The organism is Herbaspirillum aquaticum, assembly GCF_002213425.1.
In the GTDB taxonomy this organism is placed as follows: Bacteria; Pseudomonadota; Gammaproteobacteria; order Burkholderiales; family Burkholderiaceae_D; genus Herbaspirillum; species Herbaspirillum aquaticum.
On sequence record NZ_NJGV01000002.1, the window covers coordinates 235,093 to 254,837 of the forward strand.

Genomic DNA, 19,745 nt, shown 5'->3' on the forward strand with positions numbered 1-19,745 from the left:
AGTATTCTGCTGGGAAACTTGTTAATAGTTTTTTAACATTGCAGAGCGTCTCAGCAAATCAATGCGGCGCGCCACGATAAAAATATGGCTGTTCAGGATAAAAGCGTTCCATTCCCACTCGTGTTTTTGCAGCCCGTCGCGGACGTCCACCACGTCTGGACCGCGCTGTCGCTGCATATTTCACCGGCGGTCGAAGATGACAATGCGTTGTTGTCTCGCTTGTTCAACGAGTTTGACCTGCACGACGCACTGGGTGGTCTGAGCTGCATCATTCCGGTGCGCGACCCGGCGATCTTCGCGCCGGAATTCCGGCATGAGATCCCGCAAGGCCAGCTCGCATTGCGGGTTCCGGTCGAACATTGCGTGGACCCCGGCAAGATCGATGCGCTGGACTGGCTTTACAGCCGGGGCTTTGCCATCATCGCCGACGGCTTGCCGGCACAGGGCGCGAGCGTATTTCCCTTTGTCGAATCGATGGCGCTGGATGCCGGCGTGGGCCACCTGCCTGAAACCGGACAATGGCTGCATCGCCTGCGGGGCCCGCACCTGGCCGAGAACGTCGGTGATGCCATTCAGTTTGACGCCTGCCGGGCTGAAGGTTTCCGTTGGTTCTCGGGTGACTATGCGCTGCATCCCGACAGCCGCCTGTCTCAAAAGAATTCGATTTCCCGTGCCCGCCTGCTGAAGCTGCTGGAACTGGTGGCGCGCGACGCCGATGCCAACGAACTGGAATCGCTGCTCAAGCAAGATCCGGCCTTGTCATACCAGCTCTTCAAACTGGTCAGCTCGGCGGCCTTCGGTTTCTCGGCGCACATCACCAATTTCACCCAGGCCATCAACCTGCTGGGCCGCCGCCAACTGCAGCGCTGGCTGCAATTGCTGCTGTATGCCCGCTTCCCCGGCGACGAGTCGGCCAATCCGCTGCTGCCGCGCGCGGCTGCCCGCGCCGCCATGATGGAAGCGATGGCACAGAAGGTGGAGTGCACCCAGGAAGAGCTGGATCGCGCCTTCATCACCGGCATGTTTTCCCTGCTGGACATCCTCTTGGGCATGCCCTTGAACGACATCATCGAGCCGCTCAAGCTGCCGTTGGACATCGTCAATGCGCTGGTATACCGCACCGGCCGGCTGGGCAAGCTGCTCGATGTGGTGGAGCGCTCCGAAGACGGCCGCATTCCCCTGCGCCATGTCGACCTGGATGCCGCCGGCCTCGATGCCGAGGTGTATTGCCGTTGTCTCATCCAGGCCTTCAATTGGGCCACACGCGTCAGCACCGAGGCGTGATTACGATGATCTCCTCCGTGGGCACTGACGATCTGGCATGCTGTTCGGCACTGCTGGACGCCATGCAGAACCTGCAGGGCATGGCCTTGCACGCCGCGCTCGGAGGGATTGCATCCGGCTTGCTCAAGCGTCCGGGCGGACGCTTCGTGGTCAGCCTGCCCGCCGTGACACCCGATGGGCTGTGCCAGGTGGTTGAGCATGAGGATGCACAGTTCGGCTACTTCGTCTTCCCGGCCCTGATCCGTCCTTACACGGAACTGGAGCGTACGCGCCTGGCGATGCTGGCGGCCTTCCTGGGGCGCCTGATGCAACGCCGTGCCGAGACCGACAAGCGCGCCCGTTCGCTGGACCAGATCGAAGCCAAGCTGGAGCAGCAGGCCCAGATCCTGAACCAGATGCACGAGTCGGTCATCACCATGGACCCGGCCGGTTTCATCACCAGCTGGAACCGCGGCGCCGAGCAGCTCTTCGGCTACAGCGCGCTGGAAGCCATCGGCCGCAATGTGCTCTTCCTCTACGAGAACGAAGAGGAAGAGGATTCGCTGCACGACCTGTTCCTGGAGCAGGGTGGCCGCGAGATGGAGGTGCGTCGCCGCAAGAAGTCCGGCGAGGTGTTCTGGGCCAGCCTGTCGTTGTCGGTCATGCGTGACCAGAGCGGCCATCCGATCGGCCTGATCGGCTATCTGAACGACATCACCGAACGCAAGAATGCGGAAAAGCTGATCCATCACCTGGCCTATTACGATGCCTTGACGGGCTTGCCCAACCGCACCTTGCTCACCCGCACCGTGGATCAGGCGCTTACCGAAGCCCGCCATGAAAGCATGCACGGCTGCGTGATGTTTATCGACCTGAATCGCTTCAAGCCCATCAACGATACGCTGGGCCATGTGGCCGGCGACATGCTGCTGGTGGAGGTGGCCCTGCGCTTGCGCCGCGCCTTGCGCGAGCAGGATGTGGTGGCGCGCCTGGGCGCCGACGAATTTGCGGTGGCCCTGTTCGATATCGACAAGGATTACCATCCCGGCTTCGTGGCCCAGAAACTGCTGGCCGTCTTCGATGATCCATTCTTCATCGATGGCCACGAGTTGCGCGTGGGCGCCAGCATTGGCGTGAGCATGTATCCGGAAGATGCCAGCGATACCGAAACCCTGCTGCGCCTGGCCGACATCGCCATGTACCGGGCCAAGCAGGGTGGCGACAACAATGAAAACGGCTACGTCTATTACAGCGAAGAGATGAATCGCAACACGCTGGACCTGTTGCGCATCGAAACCGGTTTGCTGCACGCCTTCGAATACAACGAATTGCTGCTGTACTACCAGCCCAAGGTGGATATGAACACCCTGGCCATCACCGGTGGCGAGGCCCTGGTGCGCTGGCAGCATCCGGAGCGCGGATTGCTGCTGCCGGGTGAATTCATCCCGATTGCTGAAGAAACCGGCCTGATCGTGCAGTTGAGCGATTGGGTGCTGGACGCCGTATGCCGCCAGGCGCGCTCGTGGAAAGAAGCCGGCCTGGCACCGATCCGCATCGCCCTGAACGTGACGGCGCGCGAATTCACCCGCTCCCTGCCGGACCGTGTTCGTGCGGCCCTGAACCGGCATGCGCTCAGCGGCGACTGGCTGGAGCTGGAAATCACCGAGAGCATGCTGATGCACAGCACCGATCGCGTCATTTCCATCATGGAAAAGATCTGCAGCCTGGGCATCACGATTTCGCTGGATGACTTCGGGACCGGCTATTCCAGCCTCTCGTACCTGAAGCGCTTCCCCATCAATACGCTCAAGATCGACCGTTCCTTCACCATGGGCATCCCTGACGATACCAATGACTGCGCCATTGCCAGCGCCATCATCGGCATCGCCAAGCAATTGCGCCACAAGGTCATCGCCGAAGGGGTGGAGACTGAAAAGCAATTCAACTTCCTGCGCGAAGCCGGTTGCAACGAATTGCAGGGCTTCCTCTTCTCGCGCCCCATTCCGGCGGCGGACTTCCATGCCATGCTGCTGGAGGGGCGCAAGCTCAACGTGATGCAGCAGGCGGCTTCGTCCGCGCTGCCTGCGGCAGGTTTGCCCGGGCAATGAGGCCACCGGCCGGTGAGCGCCTTCGCGCTGCCGGTCTCCTGCGTTTTCTTCCCGATTTCCGTGTTGTCCTGCGCTGGATGCGGCCCTATGCTGGAGCTCGCCTTGTGAGAAATCCGAGACTTTCGGGCATTCTCTCGAAGTATTTCGGTCCGACTGGAGAATGCTGTCCAGATTTCATCACGGATTTCACTGATTTTTGGCGGGCTGCCGTGTCAATGCATATTCTTCACCATACAACCAACGAAGGAGAACGATCATGAAACGACGTATTGCACAGCTGGCCCTGCTGGCCTGCACCTCTGCAGCATCGCTGGCCATGGCGGCGGAGGCGCCCATCAAGGTGCCGCTGAACCTGGTCAACGGCCAGGGAGTGGTGGCTGCGGCGGGCGAGGTGACCATCAGCGAGACGCCGTATGGACTGGTGTTCCAGCCGGCATTGTCGGGCTTGCCCGCCGGTGTGCACGGCTTCCACGTACACCAGAACGCTTCCTGCGCGCCACTGGAGAAGGATGGGAAGATGGAGCCTGCCCTGGCAGCTGGCGGCCATTGGGATCCACAGAAGACGGGCAAGCATGAAGGACCCTACGGCGAGGGGCATCTGGGAGACCTGCCTGCCCTTTACGTGAGCGCGGATGGCAAGGCCGACTACCCGGTGCTGGCGCCGCGCCTGAAGACGCTGGCTGAAGTGCGGGGACATGCGCTGATGGTGCACGTGGGCGGGGATAATCACTCGGATCATCCGGCTGCGCTGGGTGGCGGGGGCGTGCGACTTGCGTGCGGGGTGATCCAGTAAGGTTTTGCTCTGCTGGCGGCGCTGCGGGATAGGCGGTCAGGCACCATGCCTTGGATTGCTCTCGTGCAGCCGCATAAATTTGGAGTGCGGAATATATTGGAATATTGGAAGGACAAATGAAAAACGGGTCCATCAGGACCCGTTTTTCATTTGAAGCTTTGGCGGAGACGGAGGGATTCGAACCCTCGATACAGGTTTAAGCCCGTATGCTTCCTTAGCAGGGAAGTGCCTTCGACCACTCGGCCACGTCTCCACACTGAAGGCTGTTATCGCATTGCTGCGTTGCCTCAGCGAAGACCGAGATAATATCTTCTCATTTGCATCCGGTCAACAGTCGTCTTGCAAATAAACACTGTTTTTTCACCGGTGCGGTCTTCGCTTTGCGCCGTGCGTGATTTACTTGGCGCTGTCCAGGTCAAATGCCTTGTGCAGGGCGCGCACGGCCAGTTCCATGTACTTTTCGTCGATCAGCACCGAGATCTTGATTTCCGAGGTGGAGATCATCTGGATGTTCACGCCTTCTTCCGACAGCGTACGGAACATCTGCGAAGCGATACCCACATGGCTGCGCATGCCCACGCCCACCACCGAAACCTTGGAGACCTTGGTGTCGCCATTGATGGCAGCCGCACCGATGTGCGCCTTGACGCTGTTGTTGAGCACTTCCACGGCCTTGGCGTATTCGCCGCGCGGCACCGTGAAGGTGAAGTCGGTCTTGCCTTCCACCGACTGGTTCTGGATGATCATGTCCACTTCGATGTTGGCGTCGGCCACCGGGCCCAGGATCTGGTAGGCGATGCCCGGACGATCGGGCACGCCCAGCACGGTGATCTTGGCTTCGTCGCGGCTGAAGGCGATGCCGGTGATGGTTGCTTGTTCCATGTTCTTGTCTTCCTCAAACGAAATCAGGGTGCCGGAGGCGGCTTCTTCGGCCAGCGGCGTGAGCGGGTCGGTCAGCGACGACAGCACGCGGGTCGGCATCTTGTAGTTGCCGGCGAATTCCACGGAGCGGATCTGCAGGACCTTGGAACCCAGGGACGCCATTTCCAGCATCTCTTCGAAGGTCACGGTCTTGAGGCGGCGAGCATCGCTCACCACGCGCGGGTCAGTCGTGTAGACGCCATCGACGTCGGTGTAGATCAGGCACTCCGCCGCCTTGATGGCAGCGGCCACGGCCACGGCCGAGGTATCCGAGCCGCCACGGCCCAGGGTGGTGATGTTGCCGTCGGCGTCCACGCCCTGGAAACCGGTGATGATGACGACCTTGCCGGCGTTGAGATCCTTGCGGACCTTGGCATCATCGATGGAGCGGATGCGCGCCTTGGTGAAGGCCGAGTCGGTCTTGATGGGGACTTGCCAGCCAGCGTAGGAGACGGCCTGCTTGCCCAGCGCCTGCAGGGCGATGGCCAGGAGCGCCACCGAGACCTGTTCGCCGGTCGAGGCCAGCATGTCCAGCTCACGGCCGTCGGGCTGGGCCATGATTTCCTTGGCCATGCCCAGGAGACGGTTGGTTTCACCAGACATCGCCGAAGGCACGACAACGATCTGATGGCCGGCGTCGTGCCATTTGGCAACGCGCTTTGCGACATTCTGGATGCGCTCGATCGAGCCCATCGAGGTGCCGCCGTATTTGTGAACGTATAAAGCCATAGGGGATAAAAAAAGGTGGCCCGACTTTGACAAGAAAACCCTTAGCTAGGCCGGAGGGAACAAACCCTTGACTTTACATGCGGTGCGCCAAAATCTCAAGGGAAAGCGTGATCTGGCAAGCATTTGCGGGGATTTTTGCATGTCGCATCGCAGCAAAAAAGCGCGCTGACAGGGCAAGGCGCGCACGATTTGCCAGACTCGGGCGATGAGAATGCGTACTCCATGCATCAAAGGCAGGGCAGGTGAGGAAATTGGGCGGGGATGGCGTGGAGGAGGGAAGACAGGCGTGGTGCACCAGCTGTCATGTGCCCGTTTGTTGCTGGCGACATGGCAGATGGTGCTGCGGTACGTATTTGCGGTACTGCTGGTAAAGCGGCTACGGTCTTGCAGGATCCCGATGCGGTGGTTCAGACGCAGGTGGCAGGCACTCGTTCGCGTTCATGCTGTGTAACGCGGGGGATGCGCCGGTGCGGAACGCTGCCGGGTTGGAATCGGTCCATCCGGGGACCGGATGCAGATCGGTTCCGATCAGGCGCCGGTGTAGAGGTTCTGTGCCGAGGTCTTGGCTTGTTGCACTTGGTTGGCGACATCCTGGCGGCTCAGCTGCGAGGGAGCCTGGTGGATGATCGGGTACTCGTTGCGCGAAGCGATTTCATGGTTGGCTTGGGCGCGTTGCAGTTCGGCCTTCACGTCAGCACGGGTCTGGGTCGACTGGAACGGGGTTTCCGGGGGATACGGGGCTTCAGCCATGGCGGCGCCGGCAGCGGCGAGCAGGGAGGCGGCAACGATGATGTTCTTGATGTTCATGATAATGTCCTTCGTTTGGGTTGATGGGGTCTTCTTCTCCAGGGGCCGGCGAGTCGTGGGACTGATCCATGCTCTCCTTGTGGGAAAGCCCACTCGTGGGCGCCTTGGCGAAGCCGGTGGGTGCGTTGCTTGTTGCTTTGTTGCATTGCGCCAACCGATGACTGAAGTGTAAATATTGCGAAGACAAAGAAAAATAGGTTTAATCGGAATTGACTATTTCTCTTTCTGGAACAATCGAGGGCTTGAAAAATGGATCGGCTGCAATCAATGCGGGTGTTTGCCAAGGTGGTGGAGCAGGGCAGCTTCGTGCGCGCCGCCGAGTTGCTCGACATTTCCAACGCCGTGGCGACCCGGTTCATTGCCGACCTGGAGGCCCATCTCGGTACGCGCCTGCTCAATCGCTCGACCCGGCGTCTTTCGCTCACCGAGGCCGGGCAGGCTTATCTGGAGCGGGTCCACATGATCCTGGCCGAGGTCGACGATGCCGAGGCCCTGGTGTCGCTGGAGACCAAGCGCCCGGCGGGAACGCTGGCGATCTATTCGAACGCCGGATTTGGCCAGTCGCAACTGGGCGAGATGCTGGCTGCCTATACCCAGGCTTATCCCGAAGTGGGGCTGGACATCCACCTCTCGGACCGTTCCATCGACCTGGTGGAAGAGGGCATCGATATCGGATTCTTCAGCAGCATGCAAAAGTTCGATGCCAGCATGATCGTGCGGCAGCTGGGGGTAGCCCGGGTGATCCTTTGTGCTTCACCTGCCTACCTGGAGCGTGCCGGTGCGCCCGAACAGCCCGAGGACCTGTCGCGCCACAGCTGCCTTAACTTCTCGCATGAATATTTGCGCCATCACTGGCATGTCAATACCGAGTCCGGCGTGATGGATGTGCCCATCGTCAGCAAGGTGGTCTCCAACAGCGGCGTGCTGTTGCGCGACCTGGCCCTGGCCGGCATGGGCATCGTGCTGCGGCCTTCCTATTCGCTCGGGGACGATCTGCGATGCGGCAAGCTGGTGCAGGTCCTGCCGGGCTTTGACATGGGCCAGGTGGTCATTTCAATGGTGTATCCGAGCCGGCGGCTCTTGTCGGCCAAGGTGCGCAGCTTTGCCGATTTCATCAGTGCGCGCTTCCCGCACCCGGAGACCGATCCCTGGCTGACCTGACGCCGCAACCTGAAGCCCCGCGCGTTGAGGGAAGCCTCAGCCGATCACATCGGCCAGCTTGTCCAGCAGGCTGCATTCTTCCTGCCAGGTGCGGCGTTCGGCGGAACTGGCGGCTTCGCGCTGCAGGTCGGCGTCACTTTTCTCAACCTGGGCCAGCAGGATGCGCTCAGCCAGGCGGGTGTCCGGTTCCATGGGGCCGAAGAAGGCCACGGTGGCGCCCCGTTCGATCAGCAGGGTGGGGAAGTTGTCGATGTCGAGATCGCCGACCAGGTCAGCCTGGTCTTCGATATCGATCCACACGAAGTGATGCTGAGGATAGCGGGCCGCCCAGGCCTGGAAGGCAGCTTCATATTCGCGGCAGCTGCCGCACCAGTTCGCACACAGGCAAGCCACGACCCAGGTGTCGTTGCGAAGCGCCTCGGCGAGCGTGCGGCGGTTGGTTTGGTCTAATTTCTGGTAGGACATGGCGGGTGTATTTTACCCCCTTCGGCGCGAAGGGTTTTGCGCTGCCGCACAAAGGATCACGATAGACGCGAACGCACCGAACAATTGCGCGCCGCACGGTAAAATAGCGGGATGTCCACGATTCTTGCCATTGAAACCTCCACCGAGCTGGCCTCGGCGGCCTTGCTCCACCGGGGCGAACTGATTGCGCGCCAGTCTGCAGGCGCCCAGACCCACTCCGACGCCATTCTCCCCATGATCCAGCAATTGCTGGCCGATGCCGGCCTGGCGCTGTCGCAGTGCGATGCGCTGGCCTTTGGCGTGGGCCCGGGCTCCTTCACCGGCGTGCGCACCGCCTGCGGCGTGGTGCAGGGACTGGCCTTTGGCTGCGACCGTCCGGTAGTTCCGGTGGTGACGCTGGAAGCGGCCGCCCAGGCCTGCCGCGATGACAATGCCCAGGCCAGCGATGTGCTGGCCATCCTCGATGCCCGCATGGGTGAAGTCTATTGGGCGCGCTACCGCGCCCGCACCGGTGGTGGTTGGGAGGTGCTGGCCGAGCCGGCCTTGTCGTCGGCCGCCCAGGTGCCGGTCGAAGGCAGGCCGCATGCCTGTGGCAACGGCTTGTCGGTGTATGCCGAGCATTTCAATGCAGACTTCTGCACCGCCGCCTTCGCCAGCGTGCATCCGCAGGCGATGCCCCACGCGCGCCAGGTGGCGGCGTTGGGCCAGGTTCATTTCGGTGCAGGCCTGGCGCTGCCGGCACAGCAGGCGCAGCCGCTTTACCTGCGCAACAAGGTGGCACTGACCACGGCCGAGCGCGAAGTGCGCGATGCCGCCAAGGGTGCGGCATGAGCATGGACGAACTGGCGCTGCCCTTGCCAGCCGTGCATCCGCGCTATGGACGGCTGCACTTTGCGGCCATGGGTGCGGCCGACCTGGATGCGGTGCTCAGCATCGAAGAGGCCGTCTATTCCCATCCCTGGACCCGCGGCAACTTCCAGGACTCGCTCTACAGTGGTTACCAGGCGCAGACCCTGCGTGACGCCCACGGCGAATTGCTGGGCTATTTCCTGGTGATGCTGGCCGTGGATGAAGCCCACCTGCTCAATATCAGCGTGGCTGCCCTGCATCAGCACCAAGGGCTGGGCCGCATGCTGCTGGACCATGCGACCTCGCTGGCGCGCCAGCACCGCATGCACACCATGCTGCTGGAGGTGCGTGAATCCAACGTGCATGCGGCGAAGGTGTACCGCCAGTATGGTTTTGCCGAAATCGGGCGGCGCAAGAATTACTATCCCGCCGCCAACCAGACCCGAGAAGGGGCTATCGTCATGAGCCTGCCCTTATGAGTGAAGAATTGAAACAAGATCCGGGCTTCGGCTCCTCCCTGGCCCTGCTGGATGCGCTGGGCATCGGCCCGGTCTGGGTGCGGCGTGAACTGGCGGTGGAGGAAGTCCAGGCCGCACATGCGCAAGTGCCTGCCCAGGACTCGGTTGCGGCCGTGCCCGCTGCAGCCGTCGAGGCGCCCCAAGTCATCGCTCCCGAGCCCGTCGTGGCCGAAGCCAAGCTGCCCGTCGCTGCGCCGGTCGCACAACCGACCATTCCTGCTGCACGCCCGGCTCCCGCCGCGCCCGCCCGTACGCGAGCACCGTCCGAGGAAGAGGGCGGTCCGCCGTCCTGGCTGGATGAGATGGACTTCGGTACCGCGCTCGAACCCATGCTGATTCCGGACGGCGATGACGAGGAAGACGCCCCCGCCGTCGACCCCCTGATCGCCCGCATCAAGACCATGGATTGGCCGCAGCTCAAGCAGCAGGTTTCCGAATGTCGCCGCTGCGGCCTGTGCGAAGGCCGCAAGAATACCGTCTTCGGCGTAGGCGACGAAAAAGCCAAATGGCTCTTCATCGGCGAAGGCCCCGGCCGCAATGAAGATCAACAGGGTGAACCTTTCGTCGGTCCTGCCGGCAAGCTGCTGGACAACATGCTGCTGTCCATGGGGGTCAAACGCGGTGAGAACGCCTACATCGCCAACATCGTCAAATGCCGACCCACTGATGACAACGGCCGCGACCGTCCGCCCTCGCCGCAGGAAGTAGCCTCCTGCCTGCCTTACCTGCAGCGCCAGATCGAACTGATCCAGCCAACCGTACTGGTGGCGCTGGGCAAGACGGCGGCCATTTCGCTCCTGGGCATGGATCCGGCCACGCCGGTTTCGCGCCTGCGCGGCACGGTGCATCGCTACCAGGACTTGCCGCTGGTGGTGACCTACCACCCGGCCTATCTGCTGCGCACGCTCACCGACAAGAGCAAGGCCTGGGCAGACCTGTGCCTGGCCATGAGCACTTACGCTTCGCAAGCCCGCTGACCCCATGCCCGGCATGGACCTGACCACGCATCAGGCGCGCTTCCACCAGCGCTGGCCCGACCTGCGCGACCCGCACGTGCGGGCATTGGCCTGGCTGCTGTATGCCCCCGATCTGCTGGCCCCGGAGGCTGCCTGCTGGGATGGACGGGTCGCCACGCTGGGCCAGCTGTCGCCCGAAGTGGCCGGCTGGCTGCATGACCTGCAATACGATCCGGCCATGAATGCGGCCTTGCACGCCCATCTGGCGCAACAGCCGTCAGGGCGCCTCGGTCGCTACGCTGAAAAGCTGCTCGGCTTCTATCTGCGCCAGCAGGACTGCCTGGTCGCTGCCAATTTGCAAGTGCGCAACCAGGGAGCGACCCGGGAGACGCTGGGCGAATTCGATTTCCTGGTCCGATCCCCCGAGGCGGAAAGCGATGCCGGCGTGGTGCATTGGGAGTTCGCCACCAAGTTCTATCTCTTGCAGGCGCGGCAGCTCGCCGCGACGGCGCAGGCGGATGCCTTCGTCGGACCCAATCTGGCCGACTCGCTGGGCCGCAAGATGCGCAAGATCATGGATCAGCAGTTGAAGCTTTCCGAACATCCGGCCGCGCAGGCGGTCCTGCCGGCGCCCGTGGTCGCGGCGCGCGCGCTGGTCAAGGGATGGCTGTTCTATCCGCTGGATGCGGCGCTGAGCCTGCCGCCGGCCATGGGCATCGCCGCCGAACATTGCCGGGGCTTCTGGTGCGATGCAGCCGCGCTGCCGGGCGTCGACGATGGCACCACAGGCTACGCCGTCTTGCCGCGCCTGTCCTGGTTGGCGCCGGCCCGCCTGCCAGCAGGGCAGTGCATGTCGCTGGCGCAGCTGCTGGTCCGGTTGGAAGAAATGTTCACGGCTGACGACAGCCCCGTCATGGTGGCGCAATGCCGCTTGAAGGAAAGTTCAGAACCGCATTGGCTGGAAGTCATGCGCGGTTTCGTCGTGCCGCCGCAGTGGCAAGCGCGTGCTGCGGCCACGGTGCAGCACGCCATCGTGCCGGTCTGAACCGCCGGTCCAGACCTTCAATCCATCGAAAAATCAGTGGTGGGGATGCTTGTCTTCGCCGATCAGCGCCAGCGAGTCATGCTCGCGCTGGTTGGCAGCATGGCGGCGCATGATGAGATACATGATGCCGGCCACGAAGGAGCCGAAGATGATGATGACGGTATTCACATCGAGATTCATGCGCACCATGAAGGCATACAGCACCAGCATGGTCAGCACGGAGAGGTTCTCATTGAAGTTCTGGACGGCAATAGAATGGCCCGCGCTCATGAGCACGTGGCCGCGGTGTTGCAGCAGGGCATTCATCGGTACCACGAAGTAACCGGAAAGCGCTCCCACGATCACCAGCAGCGGATAGGCTACCCACACCGAGGTGGTGGTGGTCATCAGCATCACCACGATCCCCATGATGATGCCCAGCGGCATCACCGTCAGCGATTTCTTCAGCGGCACGAAGCGGGCGGCGGCGACCGCGCCCAGGGCCACGCCCACGGCGACGATGCCCTGCAGGATGGCAGCCTTGTCCAGGGGCATGTGCAGTGACTTTTCCGCCCATTTGAGGACGATGAACTGCAGCGTCGCGCCCGCGCCCCAGAAGAGCGTGGTCACGGCCAGCGAGATCTGGCCCAGCTTGTCCTTCCACAGGGTGGTGAAGCAGCCGGCGAAATCGACGATGAGGCGGATGGGATTGCGTTCCTGGTGCTCGTAGCGGGCACCGGTATCAGGAATGTAGAAATTGAAGAGGGCGGCGACGATGTAGATGCAGGAGATGATGCACAGCGCCGCTTCGGTCGGGGTATCGATGGGCAGGTCGATCATCGGGAAATCGAAGCTGAGGATCACCGCCGAAATCTTGGGATTGACCAGCGCTCCGCCCAGGACTGTACCCATGATGATGGAACCCACCGTGAGCCCCTCGATCCAGCCGTTGGCAGCCACCAGTTTTTCCGGCGGCAGGAGTTCGGTGAGGATCCCGTACTTGGCCGGCGAATAGGCTGCCGCACCGAAGCCGACCACCGCATAGGCCAGCAAGGGATGCACGGTAAAGAACATGAGGGAGCAGCCAACGATCTTGATCATGTTGGTGATCAGCATGACCTTGCCCTTGGGGAAGGCGTCGGCGAAGGCGCCCACGAAGGCCGCCAGCAGCACATAGGAAAGCACGAAAAACAGCTTCAGCAGCGGGGTCATCCACGCTGGCGAATGCATTTCGGCAAGTAGGGCGATGGCGGCGATCAGCAGCGCGTTATCGGCGAGCGACGAAAAGAACTGCGCCGCCATGATGGTATAGAAACCGCGATTCATCCCTGTCCAAGATGTATAACAAATGATGTCCGGGTAGCTTTATACCATGAAACCATGCACGCGCCGTCATAAGTCAAACCATAAAGATGTTCGTCCGGTAAAATGCTTGCTTGTTCCCCGCTGGACAAAACTTCCGGGCGAACCGCGACAGGCAGGTCCATGGCGGCCTTGCCGCTCGCCGTGCGCATTGCCAGCCGAGATCGGCCGTTCGCCTGCCCGCGAACGCCCCCGTGAGCCATCTGCCCTCGTTACCGCCACTGCATATCATGCCAAGACCGATCGTCGCTTCCATCAGCATTTCCGCACTTCAACACAATCTTGCCGTCGCCCGCGCCCATGCGCCCAACGCCCGCGTCTGGGGCGTGCTCAAGGCCAACGGCTATGGCCACGGGCTGGAACGTGCCATGCGCGGCTTTGCCGCCGCCGACGGGCTGGCGCTGGTCGAGCCGGATTACGCGGTACGCCTGCGCGAGCTGGGGTGGACCAAGCCCATCCTGCTGCTGGAGGGTTTCTTTGATGCCGATGACCTGCCGGTGCTGGCCCGCCATGACATCCAGTTCGCCGTGCATTGCGATGAACAGATAGTGATGCTGGAACGATTCGTCACCGATGCCGGCTTTCATGTGCACTTGAAAATGAACAGCGGCATGAACCGCCTGGGTTTCAAGCCCGAGGCCTTTCACGCTGCCCATGCGCGCGTGAGCAAGATCGCCAGCGTACGCAGCATCACCATGATGACCCACTTCGCCAATGCCGACGATGCGCTCAACCCGTCCTTGCCGCTGTCCGAGCAGGTGCGCCGCTTCCAGGCCGGCACCGAAGGCCTGCCCGGTCCCCGCAGTCTTTGCAATTCCGCTGCCGACCTGATGCATGGCGAGCTGGCCCATGACTGGGTGCGTCCCGGCATCATGCTGTACGGCGGCACCCCGGGCGGTGGCAGTGCCGCCGATTTCGGCCTGCGCGCGGCGATGACGCTGGAAAGCCGGATCATCGGCGTGCAGGACATCGTCCCGGGTGAAGCCATCGGCTACGGCAGCCGCTTCGTGGCCGACAAGCCGATGCGTGTCGGGGTGGTCGCCTGCGGCTATGCCGACGGTTATCCGCGCCATGCACCCACCGGCACGCCCGTGCTGGTGGACGGCGTCAAGACCGGTACCGTGGGGCGGGTATCGATGGACATGCTGTGCGTGGACCTGACCGAGCTTGCCGGCGCCGGTGTGGGCAGCCGCGTCGAGCTGTGGGGCCAGCAGCTGCCCATCGATGAGGTCGCCTTTGCGGCGGGTACGATCGGATATGAATTGATGTGCGCGCTGGCCCCACGGGTGGCGGTGCGTGAAGTGGACTGAACAAAAAAAGATGAACTTCCCGGCAGATTTCCGGGAAGTGTCAGCAGGCATACCCAGGTAGAGTAGAGCAGAGAGCGGCAAGGCGACGATGGCGAAGGTCAAGACCAATTACACCTGCACCGAATGCGGCGGGGTCAGCAACAAATGGGCCGGCCAGTGTCCGGCCTGCGGCCAGTGGAATACCCTGGTCGAGACGCTGGTGGAGACGGGTGGCGGCAATCGCTATTCGTCGACCCCGCAAAGCCTGGCGCAGACCGCACCGGTGTTGAGCCTGGCTGATATCGAAGCGATCGACGTGCCGCGCTTTGGCACCGGCATCGAGGAATTCGACCGCGTGCTGGGCGGTGGCTTGGTGCCGGGCGGCGTGGCGCTGATCGGGGGCGACCCTGGCATCGGCAAGTCCACGCTGCTGCTGCAGGCGCTGGCCAATATCTCCAAACTGAAGAAGGTGCTCTATGTGAGCGGGGAAGAGTCCGGCTCGCAGATCGCCTTGCGCGCCAAGCGCCTGGCGGTGGATGCCCGTGAACTGCAACTGCAGGCCGAGATCCAGCTGGAAAAGATCCTGGCCACCCTGGCCGAGCACAAACCTGAAGTGGCCGTGATCGACTCGATCCAGACCGTCTACTCGGATGCCCTGACTTCGGCTCCCGGCTCGGTGGCGCAGGTGCGCGAATGCGCGGCGCAATTGACGCGGGTCGCCAAGACCTCCGGCATCACCATCATCATGGTCGGCCACGTGACCAAGGAAGGCGCGCTGGCCGGGCCACGCGTGCTGGAACACATCGTCGATACCGTGCTGTACTTCGAGGGCGACACCCATTCCAGCTTCCGCCTGGTGCGTGCCTTCAAGAACCGCTTCGGGGCAGTGAACGAACTGGGCGTGTTTGCGATGACCGAGAAGGGCCTCAAAGGGGTCTCCAATCCTTCGGCCCTGTTCCTTTCCCAGCACGAAAACCAGGTGCCCGGCTCCTGTGTCATGGTGACCCAGGAGGGCACGCGTCCGCTGCTGGTGGAAATCCAGGCGCTGGTGGACAGCTCGCACGTTCCCAACGCGCGCCGCCTGTCGGTGGGCCTGGAGCAGAATCGCTTGGCCATGCTGCTGGCGGTACTGCACCGTCATGCGGGCGTAGCCGCTTTCGATCAGGATGTCTTCATCAATGCAGTCGGCGGAGTGAAGATTACTGAACCCGCCGCCGACCTGGCGGTGCTGCTGGCGATCAATTCTTCGATGCGCAACAAACCCCTGCCGCGTGGGCTGGTGGTCTTCGGGGAAGTCGGGCTGGCCGGCGAGATCCGTCCGGCACCGCGCGGCCAGGAGCGCTTGCGCGAGGCCGCCAAGCTGGGCTTCTCCATTGCCGTGATTCCCAAAGCGAATGCGCCCAAGCAGGCCATCGAGGGCTTGAAGGTGATTGCGGTGGAACGTATCGACGACGCCTTGCAGAAGGCGCGCGAGATCGACGACTACGCGGCCTGAACCCCAAGCTGAGCCTGTGCTGGCACCGGATCAGCCGGGCGTGTCGAAGGTGACGATGACCTGGTTGACCTCGCCCTTGATGGGCGGCTCGCCTGTGCGGGCCGTACCACGCACGCTGTAGTGCAGCTGGAAAGGCTGGCCTGCATCGCGGCCATTGAAGAATTCGGTACTGCCGGCATTGGCCTGGCTCACGTCCCAGCATACCCCCGCATCTTTCCAGCATAGCCTGGCCTCGAAGCCAGGCGGCTTGCTGGCCAGCGTATAGCGCCAGCTGACCCTGCGGATGATCGCGCCGGCCGGTATCTGTCCCACCACCTTGAATTGCGTGATGTAGTCGGCATTGCGGGCACGGATGTCCGGGCCGGGCTCGTCGGAGGCATAGGCGCCCGTCGGGCCGCCTTGTGGCGGCGCGATGCTGAGCGGCGAGGGGCTATTGGGAATGACAGGCGAAACGATCACGATGGGACGCTTGCTGCCGTCGCTTCCTGCTGCGGGGATGCTCAGGTTGCGGTCCGCGTGGGTCTGCGCCCACGCCAAAGCGGGCATAGAGGCGCACAGGAGCCAGGGCAGCAGGCGCCAGCGGGATGCCTGCTCAGGCATGGCGGCGATGGCCCTTCAAGGGCAGGGAGATCTGTACCAGCAGCCCGCCGTGGGTTTCTTCATGGCCCTTCAGCAGCAGCTTGCCATTGTGCTTGAGTACGATGCGGTTGACGATGGCCAGGCCCAGGCCGGAGCCGTTGGCTTGCCCGCGGGCCGTATCCAGACGGGTGAAGGGGCGCAGCAGGCGTTCGCATTCGCTCTCGGGCACGCCCGGGCCATGGTCAAAGACGTCCACCACCACCTGATGGCCCTCGATACGGCTGCGTACGTGGATTTCTGCGCAATCGGTGCCGGGCGTCTTGCCGTAGCGGCGTGCGTTCTCGATCAGGTTGCTGAAGACGCGCGCCAGCTCGGTGCCATTGCCTGCGACCTCGGTGGCGGGCGTAATTTCGGTAGTGAGCTTGACGTCCGACAGACGGCCAGATTTGGCCGCCACGTCTTCCAGTACGCCTGCCAGGTCGATGCTTTCCAGGCTGTTGGCATCGAAGGGTTTTGCATAGTCGAGGAACTGGCCGATGATGCTGTCCATCTGCGCCAGGTCCGAATGCATGCCATCACGCGATTCATCGGACAGGTTGGCCATCTCCACTTCCAGCTGCATGCGCGCCAGGGGGGTGCGCAGGTCGTGCGAGATGCCGGCCAGGATCAGGGCGCGGTCCGATTCGATGCGATTGAGGTCGGCCACCATCTGGTTGAAGCTGCGGTTGGCTTCCTCGATCTCGGTCGGGCCGGATTCAGGCAGCGGTTCGGGCTGCCGTCCCTTGGCGATGGCGCGGGCCGCCGCTGTCAGGCGGGCCAGGGGCTGGTTGATGAGGGTGGAGATGAAGACCGCGCCGATCAGCGACAGGAACAGCGCAATCGAACCCCAGCCCAGCCATTGCAGGCCGGAGGTGCGGTCCAGTCTTCCCCGGTCCAGCATCAGCCAGTATTGGTCGTCGTCGATGTTGAAACTGATCCAGAAGCCTTCCACCTCATTCACGCTGGAGGCAAAGATGGTGTTCTCATCCAGCGACTGGCGCACGTAGTACTCCAATTCCGGGACGATGGGCGAATCCTCAGGCGGTACGATGCGGTCGCTCTTTTCCAGCGGGTAGATGCGGATGCCTTCATTGCTGGCCAGGTCGAACAGCAGCTCCCGGCGCATCTCAGGGGCCGAGTGCGTCAGCGCAGCGCGGGTAATGGTGACCACCGAGACGATCTGGGCGGCCAGCTGCTCCGCACGCGGTCCGCGTTCGACCATGCGAAAGCTGGCCACCCAGGCCACCATGCTGGCGGTGATCAGGAAGGTCAGTAGGAAGAAGGTGCGCCAGAACAGGCCGTTGCTGAACCATCCGGATTGAGGGCGGGTTTTCATCGGCAAACGGCCTGCAGGTCAGGGGTGAAGCGGGAGATCAGCGCGGTTTCCCTTCCGGGATGAAGACATAGCCCAGGCCCCACACGGTCTGGATGTACAGCGGGTTGGCCGGATCAGGTTCGATCAGCTTGCGCAGGCGCGAAATCTGCACATCCAGGCTGCGGTCGAAGACTTCATATTCGCGGCCGCGAGCCATTTCCATCAGCTTTTCACGCGACAGCGGTTGGCGGGCGTTGCGTGCAAATACCTTCAATACAGAAAATTCGCCCGTGGTCAGGGAAATGGTTTCGCCGTTCTTCTTCAGGGTACGGGTGCCCAGGTCAAGGATGAAATCGCCGAATTCAAAGGTCTCCGGGGTTTCCGAAGGCGCGCCCGGCAGTTCATCCGGACCCTTGCGGCGCAGCACCGCGTTGATGCGGGCCACCAGTTCACGCGGGTTGAAGGGCTTGGGGAGATAGTCATCGGCGCCCATTTCCAGGCCGATGATGCGGTCCACGTCCTCGCCCTTGGCGGTGAGCATGATGATGGGTGTCTGGTCGCCGGCACCGCGCAGGCGGCGGCAGATGGCCAGGCCGTCTTCGCCGGGCAGCATCAGGTCCAATACCAGCAGGTCGTAGCGCTCGCGGATCCAGAGCTTGTTCATGGCCTGGGCGTTTTCGGCCGTGACCACGTTGAAACCTTGCTCGGTCAGGTAGCGGCGCAGCAGGTCGCGCAAGCGGATGTCATCATCCACCACCAACACTTTGAATTGATTGGCGGATGTTGTCGTATTAGTATTGTTGCCGTGGGTCGTATTCATGGTGCCTATGGTAGCGTCTTGGCGATTTTGAGCAAGTCGGGGCTGTTGATCCATTACAAACTGTTACATACCTTACCTTAATCATCTTATACCATCGCGGCCTGCGGCCTAAACTGGAATCACGTCGGGAAAGCAACGTTGTCACCGCTTTCTCTTCCCTGATTCTCTGTCTCCGGAAAAATCGCATTATGAAGATTGCAGTCGTCAACAAGCTATGTCTGGCAGCGATGCTGGCGCTCGGTGTGGGAGCGGCCGCGCTGGCTGGCCCCCCGCAGGGCGGCCGGCCGATGCCTGGGCAGCCGGGCGACTTCAGGCAGCATGCCGGTGATTTCAACCCGCAGGATCATCGCAACCAGATCGCCAGCGACCAGGAGCAGCGCCGCAACGGCAAGCTCAGTGCTGATGAGCGCCGCGAATTGCGTCGCCAGATCAACGAAGTCGGCCAGGATATCTATCGCGTCAAACGTTGAGTTCGCAGTGAGGGAAAGATTCCCGCTCAAGTGAACAAAAAGCTAAGGAAAAAGCCCGAGTGCAACGCATTCGGGCTTTTTCTTTGGCAAGGACTGGCGATGAGGCAGCAGTCAGTGCTGATGTGCCTTGCCCAGCCGTTTCTCCAGCCGGTGCTGCAGGGCCTCGAAGCACAGGCTCAACATCCAGTAAATGGCTGCAGCAGCCAGGTAGAGCGGCAGCGGACGGAAGGTCACGGCGATGACTTCCTTGGTGGCCAGCATCAGTTCGGTCACGTTGATGACCGACACCAGCGAGGTATCCTTGATGAGGCTGATGAGCGTATTGCTCATCGACGGCACCGCGATGCGCACCGCCTGCGGCACGATGATGTAGCGCAGGGTCTGGAAGTAGGTCAGCCCGACGCTGTATGAAGCATTCCACTGTCCGTGCGTCACGCCCAGGATGGCACCGCGCAGGCTTTCCGAGAGGTAAGCCCCGGCGTTGAGACTCAAGGTCAGGACGCCTGCCGTCAGCGGCGAGAACTCGATGCCGATCCCCGGCAAGCCGTAATACACCACAAAGATCTGCACCAGCAGGGGCGTGCCACGCATCATGCTGACATAGACCGCGGCCGGCCAGTGGATAGGTCGCCAAGGAACGATGCGCGCCACCGCCAGCACGAAGCCCAGCAACAGTCCGCCGACCATTGAGGCCAGCGCAAAGAGCAGGGTGTAGCCCACGCCCTTGGCCAGGGTCGGGGCGGCTTGCTGCAGCAGTTCGAGGATTTCCATAAGCATTCGAA

19 protein-coding genes and 1 tRNA gene are annotated in these 19,745 nt (G+C 62.4%); 11 read left to right on the forward strand and 9 right to left on the reverse strand.

Features of this window, described 5'->3' with window-relative positions; translation table 11 throughout:
- Positions 1 to 84 precede the first annotated feature (84 nt).
- The 3 genes from CEJ45_RS03460 (at position 85) to sodC (ending at position 4,164) form a co-directional block, all read left to right on the forward strand.
- Positions 85 to 1,284 carry an EAL and HDOD domain-containing protein gene (locus CEJ45_RS03460; protein WP_088753821.1) on the forward strand — a complete coding sequence of 400 codons (1,200 nt, stop codon included), beginning with the start codon at positions 85 to 87 and terminating at the stop codon, positions 1,282 to 1,284.
- Positions 1,285 to 1,289: 5 nt separating this feature from the next.
- Positions 1,290 to 3,371, forward strand: a complete 2,082-nt coding sequence (locus CEJ45_RS03465) for a putative bifunctional diguanylate cyclase/phosphodiesterase (protein WP_088753822.1) — start codon at positions 1,290 to 1,292, stop codon at positions 3,369 to 3,371.
- Between the two features lie 256 nt (positions 3,372 to 3,627).
- The gene (gene sodC, locus CEJ45_RS03470) at positions 3,628 to 4,164 is read left to right on the forward strand and encodes a superoxide dismutase family protein (RefSeq protein WP_088753823.1); all 537 of its coding nucleotides are present in this window, start codon (positions 3,628 to 3,630) and stop codon (positions 4,162 to 4,164) included.
- A gap of 159 nt (positions 4,165 to 4,323) precedes the next feature.
- Here sodC and CEJ45_RS03475 read toward each other — a convergent pair.
- From CEJ45_RS03475 to CEJ45_RS03485, 3 genes are all read right to left on the reverse strand, one after another.
- Positions 4,324 to 4,417 (reverse strand) — tRNA-Ser (locus tag CEJ45_RS03475).
- A 143-nt stretch (positions 4,418 to 4,560) separates the two neighbouring features.
- Entirely contained in the window at positions 4,561 to 5,814 is a 1,254-nt protein-coding gene (locus tag CEJ45_RS03480) for an aspartate kinase (RefSeq protein ID WP_088753824.1), read from the reverse strand.
- A 528-nt stretch (positions 5,815 to 6,342) separates the two neighbouring features.
- Positions 6,343 to 6,621, reverse strand: coding sequence for a DUF4148 domain-containing protein (locus tag CEJ45_RS03485; RefSeq protein WP_088753825.1), 279 nt, complete (start codon positions 6,619 to 6,621; stop codon positions 6,343 to 6,345).
- Positions 6,622 to 6,870: 249 nt separating this feature from the next.
- Here CEJ45_RS03485 and CEJ45_RS03490 point away from each other — a divergent pair, with 249 nt between their 5' ends.
- Positions 6,871 to 7,782: a LysR family transcriptional regulator gene (locus tag CEJ45_RS03490; protein WP_088753826.1), complete on the forward strand. Its 912-nt coding sequence runs from the start codon at positions 6,871 to 6,873 to the stop codon at positions 7,780 to 7,782.
- Positions 7,783 to 7,818: 36 nt separating this feature from the next.
- On the opposite strand, the gene CEJ45_RS03495 is transcribed toward CEJ45_RS03490, so the two are convergent.
- Positions 7,819 to 8,247, reverse strand: a complete 429-nt coding sequence (locus tag CEJ45_RS03495; RefSeq protein WP_088753827.1) for a thioredoxin family protein — start codon at positions 8,245 to 8,247, stop codon at positions 7,819 to 7,821.
- 111 nt (positions 8,248 to 8,358) lie between these two features.
- Between CEJ45_RS03495 and tsaB the strand changes: the two genes are divergently transcribed.
- From tsaB to CEJ45_RS03515, 4 genes are read left to right on the forward strand one after another with little or no spacing between them, the layout of a single operon-like run.
- Entirely contained in the window at positions 8,359 to 9,078 is a 720-nt protein-coding gene (gene tsaB / locus CEJ45_RS03500; protein ID WP_088753828.1) for a tRNA (adenosine(37)-N6)-threonylcarbamoyltransferase complex dimerization subunit type 1 TsaB, read from the forward strand.
- Between the two features lie 2 nt (positions 9,079 to 9,080).
- Complete coding sequence (gene rimI, locus CEJ45_RS03505) at positions 9,081 to 9,575, forward strand: ribosomal protein S18-alanine N-acetyltransferase (protein ID WP_088753829.1); 495 nt, start codon at positions 9,081 to 9,083, stop codon at positions 9,573 to 9,575.
- The gene (locus CEJ45_RS03510) at positions 9,572 to 10,591 is read left to right on the forward strand and encodes a uracil-DNA glycosylase (RefSeq protein ID WP_088753830.1); all 1,020 of its coding nucleotides are present in this window, start codon (positions 9,572 to 9,574) and stop codon (positions 10,589 to 10,591) included. Before rimI ends, CEJ45_RS03510 begins: the two co-directional genes overlap by 4 nt.
- Positions 10,592 to 10,604: 13 nt before the next feature.
- On the forward strand, positions 10,605 to 11,615 hold the full coding sequence (locus CEJ45_RS03515; protein ID WP_088754029.1) for a DUF1853 family protein: 1,011 nt from the start codon (positions 10,605 to 10,607) through the stop codon (positions 11,613 to 11,615).
- Between the two features lie 33 nt (positions 11,616 to 11,648).
- Here the strand turns inward: CEJ45_RS03515 and lplT are convergent, their stop codons facing one another.
- Positions 11,649 to 12,920 carry a lysophospholipid transporter LplT gene (lplT, locus tag CEJ45_RS03520; protein ID WP_088753831.1) on the reverse strand — a complete coding sequence of 424 codons (1,272 nt, stop codon included), beginning with the start codon at positions 12,918 to 12,920 and terminating at the stop codon, positions 11,649 to 11,651.
- A 266-nt stretch (positions 12,921 to 13,186) separates the two neighbouring features.
- On the opposite strand from lplT, the gene alr reads away from it, so the two are divergent.
- Together alr and radA are read left to right on the forward strand one after the other, a co-directional pair.
- Entirely contained in the window at positions 13,187 to 14,266 is a 1,080-nt protein-coding gene (gene alr / locus CEJ45_RS03525) for an alanine racemase (RefSeq protein WP_088753832.1), read from the forward strand.
- Positions 14,267 to 14,354: 88 nt separating this feature from the next.
- Positions 14,355 to 15,740, forward strand: coding sequence for a DNA repair protein RadA (gene radA / locus CEJ45_RS03530; RefSeq protein ID WP_088753833.1), 1,386 nt, complete (start codon positions 14,355 to 14,357; stop codon positions 15,738 to 15,740).
- A gap of 30 nt (positions 15,741 to 15,770) precedes the next feature.
- Here radA and CEJ45_RS03535 read toward each other — a convergent pair whose 3' ends face one another.
- The 3 genes from CEJ45_RS03535 to ompR are packed head-to-tail and all read right to left on the reverse strand — an operon-like array spanning position 15,771 to position 18,493.
- Complete coding sequence (locus CEJ45_RS03535; protein ID WP_241517268.1) at positions 15,771 to 16,286, reverse strand: flagellar protein FlhE; 516 nt, start codon at positions 16,284 to 16,286, stop codon at positions 15,771 to 15,773.
- 46 nt (positions 16,287 to 16,332) lie between these two features.
- The gene (locus CEJ45_RS03540; protein WP_187697623.1) at positions 16,333 to 17,694 is read right to left on the reverse strand and encodes a sensor histidine kinase; all 1,362 of its coding nucleotides are present in this window, start codon (positions 17,692 to 17,694) and stop codon (positions 16,333 to 16,335) included.
- Positions 17,695 to 17,731: 37 nt separating this feature from the next.
- Positions 17,732 to 18,493, reverse strand: a complete 762-nt coding sequence (ompR, locus tag CEJ45_RS03545) for an osmolarity response regulator transcription factor OmpR (RefSeq protein WP_088753836.1) — start codon at positions 18,491 to 18,493, stop codon at positions 17,732 to 17,734.
- Positions 18,494 to 18,681: 188 nt separating this feature from the next.
- Here ompR and CEJ45_RS03550 point away from each other — a divergent pair, with 188 nt between their 5' ends.
- The gene (locus CEJ45_RS03550; protein ID WP_088753837.1) at positions 18,682 to 18,963 is read left to right on the forward strand and encodes a hypothetical protein; all 282 of its coding nucleotides are present in this window, start codon (positions 18,682 to 18,684) and stop codon (positions 18,961 to 18,963) included.
- Between the two features lie 111 nt (positions 18,964 to 19,074).
- Here CEJ45_RS03550 and CEJ45_RS03555 read toward each other — a convergent pair whose 3' ends face one another.
- Complete coding sequence (locus CEJ45_RS03555) at positions 19,075 to 19,734, reverse strand: amino acid ABC transporter permease (protein ID WP_187697624.1); 660 nt, start codon at positions 19,732 to 19,734, stop codon at positions 19,075 to 19,077.
- Positions 19,735 to 19,745 lie beyond the last annotated feature (11 nt).

Coding starts and splice junctions, on each gene's coding strand:
- CEJ45_RS03460 (WP_088753821.1), top strand. CDS start 85: ATGGCTGTTCAGGATAAAAGCGTTCCATTCCCACTCGTGTTTTTGCAG.
- CEJ45_RS03465 (WP_088753822.1), top strand. CDS start 1,290: ATGATCTCCTCCGTGGGCACTGACGATCTGGCATGCTGTTCGGCACTG.
- sodC (WP_088753823.1), top strand. CDS start 3,628: ATGAAACGACGTATTGCACAGCTGGCCCTGCTGGCCTGCACCTCTGCA.
- CEJ45_RS03480 (WP_088753824.1), bottom strand. CDS start 5,814: ATGGCTTTATACGTTCACAAATACGGCGGCACCTCGATGGGCTCGATC.
- CEJ45_RS03485 (WP_088753825.1), bottom strand. CDS start 6,621: ATGAACATCAAGAACATCATCGTTGCCGCCTCCCTGCTCGCCGCTGCC.
- CEJ45_RS03490 (WP_088753826.1), top strand. CDS start 6,871: ATGGATCGGCTGCAATCAATGCGGGTGTTTGCCAAGGTGGTGGAGCAG.
- CEJ45_RS03495 (WP_088753827.1), bottom strand. CDS start 8,247: ATGTCCTACCAGAAATTAGACCAAACCAACCGCCGCACGCTCGCCGAG.
- tsaB (WP_088753828.1), top strand. CDS start 8,359: ATGTCCACGATTCTTGCCATTGAAACCTCCACCGAGCTGGCCTCGGCG.
- rimI (WP_088753829.1), top strand. CDS start 9,081: ATGGACGAACTGGCGCTGCCCTTGCCAGCCGTGCATCCGCGCTATGGA.
- CEJ45_RS03510 (WP_088753830.1), top strand. CDS start 9,572: ATGAGTGAAGAATTGAAACAAGATCCGGGCTTCGGCTCCTCCCTGGCC.
- CEJ45_RS03515 (WP_088754029.1), top strand. CDS start 10,605: ATGGACCTGACCACGCATCAGGCGCGCTTCCACCAGCGCTGGCCCGAC.
- lplT (WP_088753831.1), bottom strand. CDS start 12,920: ATGAATCGCGGTTTCTATACCATCATGGCGGCGCAGTTCTTTTCGTCG.
- alr (WP_088753832.1), top strand. CDS start 13,187: ATGCCAAGACCGATCGTCGCTTCCATCAGCATTTCCGCACTTCAACAC.
- radA (WP_088753833.1), top strand. CDS start 14,355: ATGGCGAAGGTCAAGACCAATTACACCTGCACCGAATGCGGCGGGGTC.
- CEJ45_RS03535 (WP_241517268.1), bottom strand. CDS start 16,286: ATGCCCGCTTTGGCGTGGGCGCAGACCCACGCGGACCGCAACCTGAGC.
- CEJ45_RS03540 (WP_187697623.1), bottom strand. CDS start 17,694: ATGAAAACCCGCCCTCAATCCGGATGGTTCAGCAACGGCCTGTTCTGG.
- ompR (WP_088753836.1), bottom strand. CDS start 18,493: ATGAATACGACCCACGGCAACAATACTAATACGACAACATCCGCCAAT.
- CEJ45_RS03550 (WP_088753837.1), top strand. CDS start 18,682: ATGAAGATTGCAGTCGTCAACAAGCTATGTCTGGCAGCGATGCTGGCG.
- CEJ45_RS03555 (WP_187697624.1), bottom strand. CDS start 19,734: ATGGAAATCCTCGAACTGCTGCAGCAAGCCGCCCCGACCCTGGCCAAG.